Annotated in this window: 15 protein-coding genes; 10 read left to right on the top strand and 5 right to left on the bottom strand. The window is 46.8% G+C overall.

Annotation, left to right across the window (positions count from 1 at the left end; all coding sequences use genetic code 11):
- From ACEW8F_RS15990 to ACEW8F_RS15975, 4 genes are all read left to right on the top strand, one after another.
- Positions 1-535: hypothetical protein (locus ACEW8F_RS15990; protein WP_373484464.1), on the top strand; the 535-nt coding region annotated here is incomplete at its 5' end.
- Positions 532-1,788, top strand: coding sequence for a glycosyltransferase (locus ACEW8F_RS15985; RefSeq protein ID WP_373484463.1), 1,257 nt, complete (start codon positions 532-534; stop codon positions 1,786-1,788). The genes ACEW8F_RS15990 and ACEW8F_RS15985, both read left to right, overlap by 4 nt.
- 22 nt (positions 1,789-1,810) lie before the next feature.
- Positions 1,811-3,922: a cellulose biosynthesis cyclic di-GMP-binding regulatory protein BcsB gene (locus tag ACEW8F_RS15980; protein WP_373484462.1), complete on the top strand. Its 2,112-nt coding sequence runs from the start codon at positions 1,811-1,813 to the stop codon at positions 3,920-3,922.
- Positions 3,910-4,782 carry a GGDEF domain-containing protein gene (locus tag ACEW8F_RS15975; protein ID WP_373484461.1) on the top strand — a complete coding sequence of 291 codons (873 nt, stop codon included), beginning with the start codon at positions 3,910-3,912 and terminating at the stop codon, positions 4,780-4,782. The genes ACEW8F_RS15980 and ACEW8F_RS15975 overlap by 13 nt, the downstream gene beginning before the upstream one ends.
- 74 nt (positions 4,783-4,856) lie before the next feature.
- Here the strand turns inward: ACEW8F_RS15975 and wecB are convergent, their stop codons facing one another.
- From wecB to coaBC, 5 genes are read right to left on the bottom strand one after another with little or no spacing between them, the layout of a single operon-like run.
- Positions 4,857-5,978 carry a non-hydrolyzing UDP-N-acetylglucosamine 2-epimerase gene (gene wecB, locus ACEW8F_RS15970; RefSeq protein ID WP_373484460.1) on the bottom strand — a complete coding sequence of 374 codons (1,122 nt, stop codon included), beginning with the start codon at positions 5,976-5,978 and terminating at the stop codon, positions 4,857-4,859.
- A gap of 42 nt (positions 5,979-6,020) precedes the next feature.
- Positions 6,021-7,178 carry a hypothetical protein gene (locus ACEW8F_RS15965; protein ID WP_373484459.1) on the bottom strand — a complete coding sequence of 386 codons (1,158 nt, stop codon included), beginning with the start codon at positions 7,176-7,178 and terminating at the stop codon, positions 6,021-6,023.
- Positions 7,162-7,641, bottom strand: a complete 480-nt coding sequence (locus ACEW8F_RS15960) for a threonine/serine exporter family protein (RefSeq protein ID WP_373484458.1) — start codon at positions 7,639-7,641, stop codon at positions 7,162-7,164. Before ACEW8F_RS15960 ends, ACEW8F_RS15965 begins: the two co-directional genes overlap by 17 nt.
- Positions 7,642-7,645: 4 nt before the next feature.
- Positions 7,646-8,410: a threonine/serine exporter family protein gene (locus tag ACEW8F_RS15955; RefSeq protein ID WP_373484457.1), complete on the bottom strand. Its 765-nt coding sequence runs from the start codon at positions 8,408-8,410 to the stop codon at positions 7,646-7,648.
- On the bottom strand, positions 8,410-9,609 hold the full coding sequence (gene coaBC / locus ACEW8F_RS15950; RefSeq protein ID WP_373484456.1) for a bifunctional phosphopantothenoylcysteine decarboxylase/phosphopantothenate--cysteine ligase CoaBC: 1,200 nt from the start codon (positions 9,607-9,609) through the stop codon (positions 8,410-8,412). The genes ACEW8F_RS15955 and coaBC overlap by 1 nt, the downstream gene beginning before the upstream one ends.
- Positions 9,610-9,782: 173 nt before the next feature.
- Between coaBC and ACEW8F_RS15945 the strand changes: the two genes are divergently transcribed.
- From ACEW8F_RS15945 to ACEW8F_RS15920, 6 genes are all read left to right on the top strand, one after another.
- Positions 9,783-10,412, top strand: a complete 630-nt coding sequence (locus ACEW8F_RS15945; RefSeq protein WP_373484455.1) for an ECF transporter S component — start codon at positions 9,783-9,785, stop codon at positions 10,410-10,412.
- Between the two features lie 213 nt (positions 10,413-10,625).
- On the top strand, positions 10,626-12,548 hold the full coding sequence (locus ACEW8F_RS15940; RefSeq protein ID WP_373484454.1) for a bifunctional UDP-sugar hydrolase/5'-nucleotidase: 1,923 nt from the start codon (positions 10,626-10,628) through the stop codon (positions 12,546-12,548).
- Positions 12,549-12,670: 122 nt separating this feature from the next.
- On the top strand, positions 12,671-13,141 hold the full coding sequence (locus ACEW8F_RS15935) for a nucleoside deaminase (RefSeq protein WP_373484465.1): 471 nt from the start codon (positions 12,671-12,673) through the stop codon (positions 13,139-13,141).
- On the top strand, positions 13,134-14,270 hold the full coding sequence (locus ACEW8F_RS15930; protein WP_373484453.1) for a DUF362 domain-containing protein: 1,137 nt from the start codon (positions 13,134-13,136) through the stop codon (positions 14,268-14,270). Before ACEW8F_RS15935 ends, ACEW8F_RS15930 begins: the two co-directional genes overlap by 8 nt.
- 533 nt (positions 14,271-14,803) lie before the next feature.
- Entirely contained in the window at positions 14,804-15,796 is a 993-nt protein-coding gene (gene ilvC / locus ACEW8F_RS15925) for a ketol-acid reductoisomerase (protein ID WP_373484452.1), read from the top strand.
- Between the two features lie 108 nt (positions 15,797-15,904).
- Positions 15,905-17,458, top strand: a complete 1,554-nt coding sequence (locus tag ACEW8F_RS15920) for a 2-isopropylmalate synthase (RefSeq protein ID WP_373484451.1) — start codon at positions 15,905-15,907, stop codon at positions 17,456-17,458.
- The last annotated feature ends 14 nt before the right edge of the window (positions 17,459-17,472 follow it).

Below are 17,472 nucleotides of genomic sequence, written 5' to 3'. Positions count from 1 at the left end.
CAAAGAAACCTGGGCGCTGCGTTGGGCCAGCCTGGGAATCAGTCTTGAAACGATTGCCGGTACCAGCAGCCAGAATCGCAACTTTGGCAATTATCCCATTAATACCACCATTATTATGCCGCTGCCGGCAAATGAAGCGGCGCTGGCTGCCCAGCTGGGGATTATTAATAATAAGTGGCTTACGCTGACAGATTATAAGCGACTCGATAATTATTGGACCATTGGCCAGAATACCATCGCCAGCAGTGCTTCGGGAATTCGGGTCAATGGCCTTCCGGTTTCGCTGAGCTATGATGAAGAACCCATCGAAGCCGATTATCGCTATCAAAAACCGCCGGAATATAGTCTGGAAAAAATATTTGCGGCTGGCAACACCTTTCTGCTGACGGTGGTCGGGATCATCATTTTACTTTTTATCGTTATCGTCATTTTTAGTCGCCGGGTATATCTGAACAAGTTCAGAAAAGTAGTCAGCAATGAAGAAAAAAATGAGCAGGTCAAAAATTTACCGGATCAGGAGGACAACACCCCATGAATGTGTTTGATTATTTAATGCTGATCAACATCTTTTTAATCTGGAGTCTCTTATTTGTGAACATTGTCTTGATTGTGGCCGGATATGTTTATTATCTGAAGGTGGAAAAGGAGCCGCCGCCGGAAATAATTGGCGAACATCCCTTTGTTTCAATCATGGTCCCGGCCCATAATGAAGGGGTGGTTATTGTCAAAACGGTGGCGGCGCTGCTGGCTTTTGACTATCCCTGGGATCGTTACGAAATTATTGTAATCAATGATAACTCATCGGATAACAGTGCCGAGCTGCTCAAAGAAATTCAGGATACTAACCCCGGCCGTAACCTGACTGTCATCAATACCGATAATATTACCGGTGGTAAGGGCAAATCAAATGCTCTGAATATTGGCTATCAGCAGGCCAAAGGCGAGTTTGTTGCCATCTACGATGCCGATAATACCCCGGAACACAAGGCGCTGAGCTATCTGGCCGCCGAACTGAAGGCTGATGATTCGCTGGGAGCGGTGATCGGAAAATTCCGGACCCGGAATAAGGAGGTCAATCTGCTGACCCGCTTTATCAATATCGAAACGCTGTCGTTTCAGTGGATGGCCCAGGCCGGCCGGTGGCAGTTGATGAAGCTATGCACCATTCCGGGAACAAATTTCATTCTGCGACGGACCATCATCGAGGCCATTGGCGGATGGGATGAAAAGGCCGTGGCTGAAGATACCGAAATCAGCTTCCGGATCTATCTGATGGGCTATAAAATTAAATTCCAGCCCAAGGCAGTAACCTGGGAACAGGAACCCCAAACCCTGGGAGTCTGGTTCAGACAGCGAACCCGTTGGGTCAAGGGCAATGTTTATGTGCTGATTAAAAATATCGGCTATCTGGTTGATAGGGATGCCAGGAAAATCCGTTTTGATATTTTCTATTTCTTATCCACCTATTTTTTACTCCTGACGGCACTGGTGGTATCGGATGTTATTTTCTTTATGAATATGGCCGGGCTGGTATCCACGACCATCCAGGGATTCAGCAATCTGCTCTGGTTTACTGCCTTCATAATGTTTATTTTAGGCGTGTTTATCGCGCTGACCACCGAAAAAGGGGAGATGACTGTTAGTAATTTTTTTATCATCGCCCTGATGTATTTCACTTATTGCCAAATGTGGATCATCGTAACCGTATACGGGGTTTTTCAGTATCTTAAAGACCGCATTAAAAAGCAGGACAGCAAATGGTACAAAACTGAGCGCTTCCAGGGCTGACACGACCGAAAAGGAGGAGAAAATGAAACGATTAACGATCATGATAATTTTACTGAGTTCGTTGCTGACGATGTTGATTCAGCCGGTTGGTGCGGCTAACTATGGCGGGGTACCCCAGTCGGAAGTGCGGGCGGCGCCCCAGACCTTTGTTACTAATTTTACTGATCATTCGATGAAGGGGCTGTTTTCAACAACAGAACAAACCTTCTGGATTGCCAAAGACTGGGATGTCGAATCGGTGCTGCTGCATCTGGAATACCGGGCCACTCAATTGGCCGACACGCAGCTGTCCAGTCTGACGGTGGCGATTAATGGGACCTATTTTTATTCGCTGCGCCCGGCTGATAATTCCGGCAACCGTCATGGTCTTGATATCTATGTGCCACTGGAGTCACTCCAGCAGGGCTACAATAATATCAGAATCGACGGCTACATGCGGACCCAGAATGCCCTGCCCTGTGTCGATGATGTCAGTGAGGCCAACTGGCTGGATATTTTCAAAGAATCAAATCTTTCGGTAAGGTTCGACAAAAACGCTTTTACCACCAGTATTGATTCCTTCTATAATCGTTTTTTTGAAGTGGATGCCCTGAGATATGGGGAATCGGCGTTTATTATTTCAGACGCTGACGATCCGGCGGAACTAAGTGCAGCGCTGTTGGGAATCTCTGGGATATCCAATCAGACCATTTATCCTGATGGATATTTTCCGATTCTGACCTTCAGTGATCCAGCTGCAAATCTGCCAGCGAACAGAATCGTCATCGCCAGCTACGATCAGCTTCCTGATAATTACCGCAGTCTGGCTGACCAGCATGGCATCAATGACGAGGATGCCCTATTGGTTCTGACCAATGAAGGAACCAAAACCAATACCCTGATCATTACTGCTAAAAACGATGTGGCTCTAATCAATGCCGGTCGGATGTTGGGAAACCCGGCCTTGATGAATCAATTGCAGTCCACCACCAAGCAACTGGGAAAAACCGCAGACATCAAAACCCAAGTGTATGAAGCTGAATCCTATATCAGTTTCGCCGGTTCGGAGGGCGCCAATTACAAAGGAGCCTTTCATCAGGTCAAAGAATTTACCATCAATTATCCGTCCAATCGCAGTCTGACCAATGCCAGCGAATTCTATCTCAATTACCGGTATTCGGAAAACCTCGACTTTGACCGGTCATTGATGACGGTTTATATTAATGATATTCCCGTCGGCAGCCGAAAGCTTTCACAGCATATGGCCGGGGGCGATGAGGCCACTATCCCGATTCCCACCGATATTGATATCGGCGGTTCATTTCAGGTGAAGGTGACCTTTGATCTGGAAATCAAGGATCTCTGGTGTAGTTTACGGCAGGGCGATATGCCCTGGGCATACCTCACCCCCAGTACGATGTTAAAAATCAACTCCGTCGCCAATCAGGATCTGATTTTTGAAAACTATCCCGCCCCCTTTGTCACTGATTATAGTTTCAACGCGGTGAGCCTGGTGGTGCCGGATCAGTTGGATGGTGAAACCACTAACCTGCTGGCCAAGATGTTTCGGGTGATGGGACGCTATACCAAAGGGAATACCGGGGAAATATCCGTGCTTCATCCCGAGGAAATGAATGAGACCGCGCTTTACGCCAATATTATTGCAGTGGGAACCTATGACAATAACAGCTTTATCAAAAGCAATAACGATAAGCTGTATTTCCAGTTTAGCGAAGACGGAATCAGCTTCTTGTCCAATGAAAAGCTGGCAATCGATCCGGCCTATGGTAAAACCCTCGGTTCGGCCCAGCTTCTGGATTCCCTCTACAGTAAACCGGGCCGGGCCAGTCTGATGGTTGTGGCACCTGATCAGACGGGTCTGGTGGCGATCAGCAATAACCTCGGTGAAATGAAAAACCTGGGCAGACTGTCAGGCGATGTGGCTTTGGCAGACACCAATGGCAAGGTGCTGACCTATCGCTTTAAAGCACCGAAAAATCCCACCATTGCAGTGGCACAGCAAATTGCCGTGAGTCAGGAAGCCCAGATTTTTCTGGTCGTCAGCATTATGGTGCTGATTCTGATAGTAGTGGGGCTGGTCATGGTGGCTCGCAAGCATGGGATTGAAATCAGGAAGGGAGGATGGCGAAAATGAAAAATCGGGATCAGGTTTTATCCGATCTGGGGATTGTTTTCTTTCTGGTCTTAACCTTTGTCACGATTACCTTTACCGCCCAGGATTCGGCTCACTATATTCAGAATTTAGTGATGTTGAATGTTACCTTCCTGGTTATCCTGATTACGTATTTCAGTAATATAACCCTGGGTCTGGTTACCAATGGGATCGTGATTTTTTTCTATATTTCCTACACCATTTTTCTGGTGCTGGTCAATGGCGAACCCCTGACGGCATCCTCTTATTTCTGGATTGTGCTGCTGCCATTGTTCACCTATGTGGTCAGCTTGATGACCGGTAGAAATAGGGCGCTGCAGAATCGGGTTAAAGAGCTGGAAGATGAAAATGTCAGTTTGTCTACCGTCGATCCAGATACCGGGCTGCGAAATTTCCGAACCCTGATCAGCGATGCTAAAATTTTCATCGGCATGTCAAAACGGGGACAGATTGAGTTATCATTGATGATGATCAAATTCAGGCATTATAAAGAAATCAAACGAATTTTGGGAGAAGAGCGGTTGCCCCTGTTTATCCGTCAGATGACGGAGGTGATGCATCGCAGTCTGCGGGCAGAAGATACCCTCTATCTGGTCGAAAAAGAGGATATTACCTTTGGCCTGTTTTTAATCACCGATACGGCCGGAACAAAAATTGTCGAAAACCGGATCAGGAGTCACATGAAAAGCGAAGAATTTTATACTATCACGGCGCCTTATGAGGTGGAAATTGATCTCAAAATCGGAGTGTTCCATTGTGATGACTGTAAATCGGGGGAAGCAGTTTCGCCGCTGGAATTTATTGAAAAAGCCCGAAAAGAAATGGAATACGATGTCGGTTAGGTCTGAAATAGTTTCATGAGCGGTAAAAAAGACCAGGATTTATAGTGCTTTGGCACACAAATCCTGGTCTTTTCTTATAAGTTAAAATATTTAGCGATGGCCGTACAGATGCGCTGGGAAGTTTTACCATCGCCATAGGGGTTAACGGCATGGGCCATGGTTTGGTAGGCGTCGGGGTCGTCCAGCAACTGCTGGGTGATTCTGATAATGTCGTTTTTATCAACGCCGCCCATCACAACGGTTCCGGCAGCGACGGCTTCGGGCCGTTCGGTTTCGTGGCGCAGCACCACGACTGGCTTGCCCAGCGCCGGGGCTTCCTCCTGAATGCCTCCGGAATCGGTGAGCACCAGATAGGCGCGACCCATCAGGTTGGACATTTCGCCGTAATCCAGGGGTGCCAGAATATGAACCCGGTCAAGATCAGCGAGCAGCGGCAGGGCTGTTTCGGCAATCAGCGGATTGGGATGCATCGGAAAGACCACCTCCACTTCCGGATTAGCCAGAACTAGCACCCGGATAGCTGAGAAGATCTGTTCCATCGGTTCGCCGATATTTTCCCGGCGGTGGGAGGTTAATAAAATTACCCGCTTGTTTTTGTAGTCGATGGTGTTGAGGAGCGGATTTTCAAAATGGTAGTCGTCCTTAACGGTCATGAGTAAGGCATCGATGACGGTATTGCCGGTAATGACAATTTGGGTTTCGGGAATATCTTCACGGAGAAGATTATCCCGATTGCCGAGGGTGGGTGAAAAATGCAGATCACCCAGTTGGCTGATAAGGGTTCGGTTCATTTCCTCCGGGTAGGGGGAGTACTTATTTTTAGTCCGCAGGCCAGCTTCGACATGGCCAATCGGGATCTGTTCATAAAAAGCCGACAGGGCGGCAGCAAAAGCGGTGGTGGTATCGCCATGAACGAGAATCATATCCGGGGCCTCGGCTGCCAATATTGGTTTCAGTTCGTTGAGAATACTGGTGGTGAGATAGGAAAGGGTTTGGCCGGGTTTCATCAGGTTCAGATCATAATCTGCGGTGATGGAAAAAAGCGCCAGCACCTGATCCAGCATTTCCCGGTGCTGGGCAGTCAGGGTGACCAGCGTCTGGAAACGGGGATCATTTTTTAAAGCAATCACCAGCGGCGCCATTTTGATGGCCTCCGGCCGGGTTCCAAAAAGAATCATAATTTTGATTTTTTTCATGGTTACTCACTTTCTTCCAGGTTGGAAAGCTCGCACGAGCGATCACTTGTTATAAACCAGTCCCAGCAGGGCCTGCAGGTTATCGTAGGAATAGGCATTGTTGTTATAGCCGAAACCGCCGTAGAATGGGCTCTGGGAATCTGCATTCTGATGCTTTTTCAGTTGGGTCAGGGCGTTGCCGGTTAAAAATTCATTTCCCAGCGCCGCACCAATCTGAGCGACCATGCCGTAGGCTGCTGAAGATTCCTGGTTATCCAGGGCGGCTCCGGTGTGGGGATCATAATAAGAATAGAGGGTGCCACTAGCGGTCTTTTCTTCCAGCCAGTCAATCGATTGTGGGGAATAGATTCCAGCTTGCGCCAGATTCTGAATCGCCATCAGGCTGTCGAGAATGTTTATTTTTCCGTCGCCATCGGCATAGGTTCGCTTTTGCGGATCATAGCTTTTATGATAGAGGGGCAGGGTTTCACCAATAAAGCTGCCCAGCAGAATTTGCTGATTTGTTTCGACGGCTGTGGCGATTTCGGGTTTTGCGGCTGCCAGAGTCTGGATGGCCAAGAGGTTGATATAGGCCACTTCCACGGTGTTATCCTGGGTGGGACTGGCGGCGCTGTAGTAACTGACCAGGTAACCGGACTGAAATCCTCTGGTCGGCAATTGATTTTCGAGAGTCACAAAAATTTTCGTCGCCGATTCATTAAGCGGCCATTGATCTTTAGCAAGAGCCAGGCTCTGATAAATCCGCAGATCGTCAATGGTGGCCGAAACATCGGTGATCGGATCGCTGTTTTCAACAATACGCCACAACAAAATATCATCAACGATCAGATGAGCCAGGATATAGTCAGCGGTTTCGTTAAAAAGCTGTTGGTCCCCGCTTAAGCGGGCATACTCCAATAATAATCCCATCGATTCAGAAAGAACTTCATGACCGGCCGATAAGTCTCCGGTTTGGGCAGTGTTCTGATAATTGGTATAAATGCCTCCATCGGGAGAGGTCAGCTGATTGCCGATAAAGGCCTGGCAGTTCAGGGTTTCCCGGGAAAGCGGGCTGATCGGCGCTAACGGGGCGGACTCGAAAGCGGTATAATCAGCCAGTACAATAGTATCCTCCGGCCTGGAAAAAAAAGATCCCCAAATTATCACAATCAAACCAGCCAGCGCAACAAAAACAAGAACTAAATTAAGTGTTTTTGCCATATTTAAACTTCTTTCCTATTCGTTTTTTGCTTTTTAGCATCACCTTACGGACCAGATTGACAGTGGATGAGACCATAATAATGCCCACCGCCAGCGCTCCGGAGATCAGCAGGGTGTGAATGCCGGTGGAGATCCCCAGATCAATCTCGCCATTGATAAAATAGAGCATCGTATAGTAGATGCCGCCGCCTGGCACCAGCGGAATTAGAGCCACCGCCAGATAAATGGTAGTAGGCGACTTGGTTAAACGGGCCAGCACCTCGGCATAAAGGGAGATCGCAATGGTTGCCAGCAGATAGAGAATGACCTCATTGGAAATCACCAGTTGAAAAAGTACATAAACTAATTGTCCCAACATTCCCCCCAGGGCAGCAAGGAGCAGCTTGTTCCGGGGGATGTTAAACACGATCGCAAAGGCCAGCGATGCCCCAAAAGCATAGAGACAGGGTGTGATATAATTCATGGCTTCAACCTCCCCAGAATGGTCGCAATAAACTCAGGGGCACAGCCACCCCGGCGGCAATGGCCGCGCCGATGAGCAGTGCCTCAACGCCCTTGGCCAGACCGGAAAGATAATCCCCGGCAATGATGTCCCGGATCGAATTGGTAATTGCCAGCCCGGGTACCAGTGTCATAATTGAGCCGATAATAATAGTATTCATATTGGTGCTCAGCCCCAGACCTGCCGCAGTTACCGCAACCGTGGAGGCGATTAAGCCACCGACAATATGGGTGAAAAAAACGTTAGCTTCAAAGCGAGCCATAATATCCATTTGTAGCTTAATGCCCACTCCGATCATAAATCCGACGCAGCTATCGACCAGGCTTCCTCCAAAAAACAGAGTGAACATCTGGGAAATAAAGGCGAAAGCTAAAACATGAAGATAGTAAGGATAAGAGGGGATGGTATCGATACGTCTGATTTCTGCCAGTAGGTCTTTGTAGTTGGTGGGTTCAAAGCAGATATGACGGGATAAATGATTAATTTCCGATACCTTGGTCAAATCAATTTTGCGGGAATGAATCCGTCGGGTTCGGGTCAGTGGGACCTTCCCTTCCAGGGTGACAGAGAGGATGATAGTGGTCGGTACAACAAAAATTTCAGCCTCCCTGGCACCAAGGGCAATACAGATCCGATGCATGGATTCTTCCACCCGATAGGTTTCAGCACCATTGGAAAGGAGGATAACCCCCATTTCCATGGCAACATGACTGAGTTGGTTAACGGTCATTACAGTTCATCCAGGATCGCATCAAGAATCCGATGAGCCACCGCTTCCTTAGATAAAAGGGGCAGGGCCTCGGTTTTTTCCAGGGTAATAATGGTCACCCGATTGGTTGGGGTGTTAAAACCGGCTCCTTTTTCCTTTAAATTGTTGGCCACCATCATGTTCGCATTTTTAAAATAAAGCTTTTCTTTGGTGTTTGCGATCATATTTTCAGTTTCCATCGAAAAACCGCAGACAAACTGATCTGATCGCTTCTTTTCACCTATAGTCTTTAAAATATCAATAGTCGGTGTCAGGCTAATAACTGGCCGTCCATCGCGTTTTTTTATTTTCTCAGAGGCAACTGCTGTCGGTTTGAAATCGGCAACAGCAGCGGCTTTAATGACGATATCGGTTGCTTCAAAATGATCCATGACCTCGGAACACATGTCGCTGGCCGATACGACCGGGACAAGATTAACAAAGGCCGGCGGGTTCAAAGCGGTTTTTCCGCTGATCAGGGTCACGTCAGCACCCCGGAGCATGGCAGCCTGGGCCAGGGCATAACCCATTTTACCGCTGGAATGATTGGTAATATAGCGGACTGGATCGATGGCTTCGCAGGTGGGACCGGCGGTAATCATGATTCTTTTTCCGCTGAGATCATGAAAAAAGGCAATTTCCCGGAGGATATGATTAATCAGCAGCTCCTCATCGGGAAGTTTGCCGGTGCCGACATCCTTACAGGCCAGCATCCCCACCGCTGGATCGATGATCTTGTAACCCAGCTTTTTCAGGCTTGTTAGATTGTTTTGGACAATCGGGTTTTCGTACATGGCGGTATTCATGGCCGGCGCGATCAGCTTGGGACAGTGGCAGGCCATGATGGTGGTGGTGAGCATATCGTCGGCAATTCCGGCATTGATTTTGCCGATGACATTAGCCGAAGCCGGTGCCACCATAAAAAGATCCGCTCGTTTAGCCAGACTGATATGGGCCACATCATAAGAGATATTGCGGTCAAAGGTATCAACAATACACTTGTTGCCGGTTAAACTCTCAAAGACAAGGGGGGCAATAAATTCCTGGGCGTTTTTGGTCATAATAACTTGAACATCGCAGCCCATTTTGGCAAGACTACTGGCCACACTGGCCATTTTATAGGCGGCGATGCTTCCGGTAATACCCAGAACAACGGTTTTATTTTTTAATAGATTTTTCATTGGCTTTCCTTTTCCAGTTGTTTTCATTAATTTTCATAATCATTATACCAAACCCGGGGGGCAGGAGTAAATATAAGTTTTTATTGAATTTTCTTATTGAAATTAAATTAAAAAGGCGATAAAATATAGGTGCATTGTATCCGGCGTGACTGGAACGATAGCGGGAGGTTAAAATGAAAAATACAAAGACCAACGAGTTGGTCAAACTATCCTTTTTTGTGGCGATTATCGTCTTGTTGGCAGTTACACCGTTTCTTGGCTATATTCCCTTGGGATTCACCCGGGCTACCATTATTCATATTCCGGTAATTATCGGCAGTATTATTTTGGGACCATTCTACGGTGCTTTTCTGGGATTTGTTTTTGGACTGACCAGCTTAATCAACAATACCTTTAATCCTACGGTGACTTCATTTGTGTTCACCCCCTTCTATTCCCTGGGAACCTATTCCGGTAATTTCTGGAGTCTGGTGATCTGTTTTGTACCCCGAATTCTGGTCGGCGTAGTGCCCCATTATGTTTTTAAGGGTATGAAGAAAGTAAATAACAATGACGTGTTGGCATTAACCATTGCTGGAGTTGCGGGTTCATTGACTAATACCCTGTTGGTGATGAACTTTATTTATCTGTTTTTTGGACAAAGCTATGCTGAAGCTAAAAATGTGGCATTATCGACTTTGTACGGCGTCATTCTGTCAGTGATTGCCATCAACGGTATTCCTGAAGCGATTGTGGCGGGAATTCTCACCACAGCGATTTGTAAAGCGCTATTGCGTTATACCGGCAAACCGGCCCTGCAATAAGCCGCTGGTTTTAGACTGACAATAACACAAACATAAACTGTTTCGGGCGAAAATCCTGAAGCAGTTTTTTTATTGAGTTTTCTGATTGGTTTTTACTGCGTTAATTTGTTTTTAATAAATTGATTTTAATAAATTGATTTTATTACTTTGATATCCTCCCAAAAGAATATATAATGAAGATAAAATAACCGCAGGTTAGCAAAAGGAGTTGTGATGAAAAAGATTAATAAAGTTCTTGGTTTATTGCTGATAGTGCTGATGGTAACGGGATGGTGGGGATCGATGGCCTTTGCGGCAACGGTCAATGATGATCAGACCATTACCCTTAAGATCATTCACACTAACGACACCCATTCTCGTTATAGCTACAGTGCCAAAAATAACACCATCGGCTATGCCAAGCTCAAGACCATCATCACTCAGGAAAGTCCTGATTTAACCGTGGACGCTGGGGATATTTTTCATGGGCAGTCCTTTGCCACCATCGAAACCGGCGGCTCGATTGCTGAACTGATGGCGGCGGTGGGTTTTGATGCCATTGCTCCCGGGAATCACGATTTTAATTATGGGAGCTCGCGACTGCTGGAATTGGGAACCATGGCCAACACTAAAATCCTGGGAAATAATGTGACCTACAGCGAATCCGGAAATTCTTTTTTTAATGACGATTATTTAATCAAAGAAATTGTGGTGGACGGCGAGGTCGTAAAAATCGGCGTATTTGGACTGATCAGCCCGGATATTTATGGGGATACGGCCCCCGCCAATGTCGCCGGACTGACCTTTGGCACCCGGGAGTCGGTGATTGCTACCGCCCAGCAATCAGTGGCGGTTCTGGAAGCCCAGGGGTGCGATGTAATTGTGGCGCTGACCCATATTGGGGATTCGGATAATGGGACATTAATGCGCAGCGATGCCATCGCCCAGGGCGCACCGGGAATTGATGTAATTGTGGACGGCCATACCCATGATGTAGAAAACCGGGAAGTCAACGACACCCTGATTGTTCAGACGGGCTGTTATTCCAGTGCGGTGGGGGTGGTCGAGATCACCCTGCAAAAAGCAGTAGCACTGGCAGCCCGGATTGAAATTCCGGAAGCTAAAATTAATGAAGCAGTACCAGCCGAAGAAACAGCAGCGAATGTATTAACAACAGCAGAAATTATTGAACCAGAAATTCCGCTGGAAGAAGCTGGAATAGTGGCGGCAGTGGCAGAAGTCTCTTATATGGTTGTGAATAAAACAGAAACCTTGACAACCGTAGCCCAGGCTACCGATGATGTCATTCCGGCGGACCCGTCAGTGGCGGCCCTGACGGCGGAAATCGAAGTTCGGGAAGATCCGATAAAAAAAGAAGTGGTCGGGAATACCCCGGTAAAACTGGGCGGCAGCACCGACAATATCTGGCAGGATGTCCGGCTGGGTGAATTGAATCTGGGTCGAGCTCTGTCCGACAGTTATCGGTTTGTCACCGGCGCTGATATTGCCGCTGAAAATGCCGGGGGAATCCGGGCTCAGATTCCGGCTGGAGAGATCAACAAGGGTCAGGTTATCGACGTGCTGCCCTTTGGAAATTATCTGGTGACCAAGTCAGTTTCCGGAGCGGATATTAAGAAAATGCTGGAAACCAGCGTCGAAATCGGCATCAACAACCAGATTGCCAATGATAAAAATGACAACTCCTGGCCCAGCAATAGTGGTAGTTATCTCCAGTGGAGTGGCGTTACCGCCCAGTATGATTTATCAAAACCAGTTGGTGAGCGGATTTTTTCGGCCCAGGTCGGAGTGGCAGATCTGGATCCCAACCGGATCTATACCATCGCCGGCAATAATTATCTGGCGACCAGCAGTGACTACCCGGGGTTACGGGACGCTGCTATCATCAATGAGTATTCGGCCTGTGACGAAGCCTTTATCAGCTATCTGCAGAACGTCGGTAACGAACGTTTTATGACGGCTATCAACACCCCCAATGTCACTGCCGGAACAGCGCCCCAACCGGGGCCCAATCCCCAGCCGGTTCAACCGGCCCAAAAGCAGTCAGCCACTAATCCCCGAACTGGCTATGGCCATTGGGATTGGGATTGCTATTTCGATCAGTTTTTAGTTTCTGATTTTGTGAATAATGGTTTATGAGCTACTCTTGACATAAGATTAACGTTTGCGGGCGGGTACTACCCGCCCACAAACGCCGCTGTTTAACAAACGATACGGTTGACAAGTAACCACCATGACTCAATAAAAGGAGGTAAGACCTTATCAAAAAAAAAAACAACCTGCAGGAGTTCATGGCCCTGGCCATTGAAACAGCAAAAGAAGGGGCCACCCGGGGCGAGGTTCCGATTGGGGCGGTGCTGGTTTGTGATGGTAATATCATCGCCCGGGCCCATAATCAAAAAGAAAGCCTGGCGGATCCTACCGCCCACGCTGAAATGCTGGTGATTCGGGCAGCGGCAGAAAAACTGGGACGATGGCGGTTGAACGACTGTCAGCTTTATGTCACCGCTGAACCCTGTGTGATGTGTATGGGGGCCATTATTCAGGCCCGAATCCCATTGCTGGTTTATGGTGCCGCCGAAAAGAAATTCGGGGGGGTGGAATCCACAGCCCATCTGGGACAACACCCCATGCTTCCCAAGCAGATGGAAATCTATGCCGGGATCGGTGAACAAGAATGTGAAGATTTACTGAAAGATTTTTTCAAGAAAAGGAGAAATAAAGATGAGTAACAAATCAAAGGTCTATTTTACAACCTTACGAACAACGGGTTCCAATAATATTTTAAAAAAGCTGGAAAAACTGGTCACCGTCGCCGGAATGACTGATATTGATTTTGAAAATAAATTTGCAGCCATAAAGATCCATCTCGGCGAACCGGGAAATCTGGCCTATCTCAGACCGAATTACTCCAAGGTAATCGTGGAAATGGTCAAAGAAAAAGGCGGGAAACCTTTTTTGACCGATTGCAATACCCTTTATGTGGGACGGAGAAAAGATGCTCTGGAGCATCTGGACGCGGCCTACGAAAATGGTTATAACCCCTTCGCCACCGGATGCCACGTGATTATTGGCGATGGTCTGAAGGGTACCGATGACATTGAGGTGCCTCTGGAAGGTGGCGAATGTATCGCTTCGGCTAAAATCGGCCGGGCCATTATGGACGCCGATGTCTTTATCTCCATGACTCATTTCAAAGGTCATGAAAATACCGGCTTTGGTGGCGTCCTGAAAAACATCGGCATGGGCTGTGGTTCCCGGCGGGGAAAAATGGAAATGCATTCTAACAGCAAGCCCTTTGTCAAAGAAAAGAAGTGCCGGAGCTGTAAGATGTGTGGCAAGATCTGTGCCTTTGGGGCCATTTCTTATCGGGTGGAGGATGGCAAGGCCCGGATAAAAGATGATCTCTGTGTCGGCTGTGGCCGCTGTATTGGGGTCTGTCCCTTTGATGCCATCTCGCCTAAATACGATGAAAGCAATGATGTCCTCAATAAAAAAATCGCCGAATATACCAAGGCCGTCATCGATGGTCGTCCTCATTTCCATATCAGCTTTGTTATCGATGTTTCACCTAACTGTGACTGCCATGTGGAAAACGATCTGCCGATTATTCAGGATGTCGGTATTTTTGCATCGATCGATCCGGTTGCGCTGGACATGGCCTGTGTGGATGCCTGCAACAGGGCCCGGATTCTGAGGGGCAGTTGTGCCGAGGAACGGATTATTGAAAATGAGGTTCAGGATCTTTCAGACATGGATGTATTCACTCTGGTTCACCCGGATACAAACTGGGAGGTCTGCGTTGATCATGCCGTCAAGCTGGGTCTTGGTAATAAAGAATACGAAATCACAGAGGTTTAAGGGTTGGCTCTATAAAGGTTCAAACCAGAAACCGATATCATGGTTTCTTAGATATTTTGTGATTGACAAAGGCAAAATAAATAGATATAATGACTGAAATACAAAAGTTCTAATTAAAAGATAATCAAATAAAATAACTGCTATGACCAAGAGAAAGATACCAAAAATTGTATTTAAGAGAGTTGGAGGATGGTGTAATTCCAATAATATGATGGTATGTAATACTCACTTGCGAGCTGCCAACCTGAAAATTTACCCAATTAGTAGGGAAGGCCGTGATCCCATCCGGGATGTCAACGTTAAATGACTATGGTTAGGTTCGCACTGCGATCAGACCAGAAGAGGGAATAATTGTGAGATTGTTTCGAATTTTAGAGTGGTACCGTGGATACTTATATCCGCCTCTGTTTTTTTACAGAGGCGGATTTTTTTAGGTGCGTATACGGCAAAGTGGGTATATAATGGTCACATCAAGTGAATTTATATAAGTAGAAAATTAAATTATCAAAACATTTCAAGGAGGAAATTAAAAAATGGCAAAATTATTTTATGACGCAGATTGTAATCTGGGGTTACTCGATGGAAGAACAGTTGCAATTATTGGATATGGAAGTCAGGGGCATGCCCATGCACTGAACTTGAAAGAATCAGGTGTGAATGTTATTGTTGGTCTTTATGAAGGAAGTAAATCCTGGCCAATCGCTGAAGAAGCCGGCTTAAAAGTTATGACTGCGGCTGATGCCACAAAAGCAGCGGATATCGTTATGATTCTTCTACCTGATGAAAAACAGGCAGCAATCTACAAAGAAAGTATTTTACCAAACCTTGAAGCAGGCAACAGCCTGGTCTTTGCCCATGGTTTCAATATTCATTACGGTCAGATCATTCCACCAGCTGACGTCAATGTCTTTATGATCGCTCCAAAGGGACCAGGACACACTGTCAGAAGTCAATATCAGGAAGGCCGAGGGGTTCCCTGTCTGATTGCCGTTTACCAGGATCCAACAGGCAATACCCATGATCTGGGATTAGCTTATGCTTCCGGAATCGGCGGCGGCCGTGCCGGCATCCTTGAAACAACTTTTAAAGAAGAAACCGAAACCGATTTATTCGGTGAACAAGCGGTTCTTTGCGGTGGGGTAACAGCATTGATGAAAGCTGGTTTTGATACATTGGTAGAAGCTGGATACCAACCAGAAAGCGCATATTTTGAATGTGTCCACGAAATGAAGCTGATCATCGATTTAGTCGTTCAGGGCGGATTAGGCTACATGCGTTATTCTATCAGTGACACAGCCGAATACGGTGATTATATCACCGGCAGCAAAATTATTACTGAAGATACCAAAAAAGCCATGAAGGATGTTCTTAATGATATTCAGAATGGTACATTTGCCCGTAACTGGATCCTTGAAAACCAGGCTAACCGACCATACTTCAATGCTGTCAGACGGATTGAAACTGAAACTCAGGTTGAAAAAGTTGGCGCAGAATTACGAACCATGATGTCCTGGATTAAAAAATAAGCATTTCAAAAAAGCAGATTCAAAAAAAGGCAGAAGACCTTCTGCCTTTTTTTAAAACACAAAAACAAATATAATAACATCAAAACAAAATAATTAGGAGGAGATGCAATGAGCAGAATAGTAAAAATATTTGATACCACCCTTCGAGATGGGGAACAGTCACCAGGTTGCAGTATGAACCTGAAAGAAAAATTAGAGATGGCGAAACAACTCGAACGCCTTAGAATTGACGTCATTGAAGCCGGATTTGCCATTGCATCTCCTGGTGATTTTGAGTCGGTTCAACTGGTTGCCAACGAAATAAAAAATGCCACTGTCGCCAGCCTGGCCCGCAGTACCGAAAAAGATATTACCACCGCCTATGAAGCCTTAAAAGGTGCTGTTAATCCCCGAATTCATTATTTTTTGGCAACCTCGGACATTCACATGGAGTACAAGCTGCGGATGTCACCGGAAGCAGTGCTGGAAAAGGCCATTGCGATGGCAAAATTTGCCAGAAACCTTTGCGGCGAAGTCGAATTTTCAGCTGAGGACGCCTCTCGGACCCGACCAGAATTCTTATATCAGGTGCTGGAAGGGGTTATCAATCAAGGGGTTACCATTGTTAACGTCCCGGACACGGTGGGCTATACCACCCCCGGTGAATATTTTAAATTCATTGAAGGCATCCGCAACAACGTGCCGAACATCGATAAGGCCACCATTTCCGTTCATGTTCATGATGATCTGGGGCTGGGGGTGGCCAACTCGTTGGCAGCCATTCAGGCCGGCGCCGGTCAAGTGGAATGTACGGTTAACGGCATCGGCGAACGGGCGGGAAATGCCGCTCTGGAAGAAATCGTTATGGCACTTAAAACCCGCTATGATGTTTACCAGGTGGATACAAATATCGACACCACTCAAATCTATCGCTCCAGTCGTTTGTTGTCCAAGTTAACAGGAGTTCGGGTACAGCCTAATAAAGCCATTGTTGGCGAAAATGCTTTTGCTCATGAATCGGGTATCCATCAGCACGGGATGATGGCCAACAAGGAAACCTATGAAATTATGACGCCGGAATCGATCGGCCTAAAAGAAAACAAAATGGTCCTGGGTAAACACTCCGGTAAGCATGCCTTTGTGGATAAACTGACGTCCCTTGGTTATACTTTAAGCGATGAAGAGGTACTGGATTTATTTAATCAGTTCAAGGTTCTGGCCGATAAGAAAAAAGTCATCTCCGATAAAGACATTCTGGCGCTGGTCGAACAAAAACAATTGGCCATTCCTGAAGTTTATTCTCTTGATCGATTTGTTATCAGTACCGGTAATACCATTTCTACGGCCGCCACCATCAGGTTACGTAAAAACGGCGATCTCATCGAAGGCGTATCCTTGGCAGACGGACCGATCAGCGCCGGGTTCAAAGCCATCAGCGAATTAGTTGACTGTGATCTGACCCTGATTGATTATGGGGTTACTGCCGTCACCGATGGTACCGATGCCCAAGGAGAAGCGCAGGTAAAAATATCCGACGGCATCCATGTGTATCATGGCCGGGGGTTAAGCACCGACATTATCGATGCCAGCTTGAAAGCTTATGTTGACGCCGTGAACCAGATGCTTTATATAAATGATAGTCAAAGTAAAGAAAACCAGGAACAAGCAAGTAAAAAATCGTGATAAGGGGAAATTGA

This window comes from Acetobacterium sp. (genome assembly GCF_041752335.1).
In the GTDB taxonomy this organism is placed as follows: Bacteria; Bacillota; Clostridia; order Eubacteriales; family Eubacteriaceae; genus Acetobacterium.
The sequence above is the reverse complement of the archived record's forward strand: the minus strand, read 5'-3'. Positions and strand labels throughout refer to the sequence as shown.

Excerpts from the sequence above, each read along its gene's own strand:
- ACEW8F_RS15920 (WP_373484451.1), top strand. The coding sequence starts at position 15,905 with ATGAGCAGAATAGTAAAAATATTTGATACCACCCTTCGAGATGGGGAA.
- ACEW8F_RS15955 (WP_373484457.1), bottom strand. The coding sequence starts at position 8,410 with ATGACCGTTAACCAACTCAGTCATGTTGCCATGGAAATGGGGGTTATC.
- ACEW8F_RS15980 (WP_373484462.1), top strand. The coding sequence starts at position 1,811 with ATGAAACGATTAACGATCATGATAATTTTACTGAGTTCGTTGCTGACG.
- ACEW8F_RS15985 (WP_373484463.1), top strand. The coding sequence starts at position 532 with ATGAATGTGTTTGATTATTTAATGCTGATCAACATCTTTTTAATCTGG.
- ACEW8F_RS15960 (WP_373484458.1), bottom strand. The coding sequence starts at position 7,641 with ATGAATTATATCACACCCTGTCTCTATGCTTTTGGGGCATCGCTGGCC.
- ACEW8F_RS15930 (WP_373484453.1), top strand. The coding sequence starts at position 13,134 with ATGAGTAACAAATCAAAGGTCTATTTTACAACCTTACGAACAACGGGT.
- ACEW8F_RS15975 (WP_373484461.1), top strand. The coding sequence starts at position 3,910 with ATGGCGAAAATGAAAAATCGGGATCAGGTTTTATCCGATCTGGGGATT.
- ACEW8F_RS15940 (WP_373484454.1), top strand. The coding sequence starts at position 10,626 with ATGAAAAAGATTAATAAAGTTCTTGGTTTATTGCTGATAGTGCTGATG.
- ACEW8F_RS15945 (WP_373484455.1), top strand. The coding sequence starts at position 9,783 with ATGAAAAATACAAAGACCAACGAGTTGGTCAAACTATCCTTTTTTGTG.
- coaBC (WP_373484456.1), bottom strand. The coding sequence starts at position 9,609 with ATGAAAAATCTATTAAAAAATAAAACCGTTGTTCTGGGTATTACCGGA.
- ACEW8F_RS15965 (WP_373484459.1), bottom strand. The coding sequence starts at position 7,178 with ATGGCAAAAACACTTAATTTAGTTCTTGTTTTTGTTGCGCTGGCTGGT.
- ilvC (WP_373484452.1), top strand. The coding sequence starts at position 14,804 with ATGGCAAAATTATTTTATGACGCAGATTGTAATCTGGGGTTACTCGAT.
- wecB (WP_373484460.1), bottom strand. The coding sequence starts at position 5,978 with ATGAAAAAAATCAAAATTATGATTCTTTTTGGAACCCGGCCGGAGGCC.